Here is a 640-nt window from a genome sequence, read left to right on the forward strand (position 1 = left end):
CCCCTTCCCGTCCCGTCCCTGGGGGCTTCGCCCCCAGACCCCCATTCGCGCAGTTCCCCGCGCCCTTGAAGGGGCGCGGGGAACTGCGCGAGAAACCCCCGTCCACCCGCGCGTTCGGGGTCGAAGGGGCAGCGCCCCTGAAAGACGGGACGGGAAGGGGCGGCGGGGGCGGAAAACCCTCGGCTCAGGCGCCCCGCGGATACCGCGCCAGCCACGCCACCGAAGACCCCGCCGGCCCGTGCAGTGCGGGGCCCTGGGTCATCTCCATCGCGAAGTCGTCGGCGAGCTCCAGGATCGTGGGACGGCCCTCCAGCTCGGCCAGCCAGGCCGGCGGGAGGGCCGTCTCGCCGTGCAGCGCCCCGAGCAGCCCGCCGGTCAGCGCCCCGGCGGCGGCGCTGGGCCCGTCGTGGTTCACGGCCAGGCACAGCCCCTGTCGTACGTCCTCCCCCACCAGCGCGCAGTACACGGCGGCGGCCAGCAGCCCCTCGGCGGTGGCGTTCCCGACCAGCTCCGTGACCCGCTGCGGGGTGGGCATCCCCTGCCGCACGGCGCCCAGCGCGTGCTGGAGCGCGTCCGACACCGGCTGGTGCCCCGGCCGTGCGGCCAGCAGCGCGAGCGTCCGCTGCACCGCCGTGTCCAG

General features: G+C 76.6%; 1 protein-coding gene. It reads right to left on the bottom strand.

Features of this window, described 5'->3' with window-relative positions; translation table 11 throughout:
- Positions 1–184 precede the first annotated feature (184 nt).
- A partial coding sequence (locus B7767_RS05300; protein WP_143652221.1) for an ADP-ribosylglycohydrolase family protein occupies positions 185–640 on the bottom strand: 456 nt, incomplete at its 5' end.

It is taken from the genome of Streptomyces sp. 13-12-16 (assembly GCF_002114215.1).
Lineage (GTDB): Bacteria > Actinomycetota > Actinomycetes > Streptomycetales > Streptomycetaceae > Streptomyces.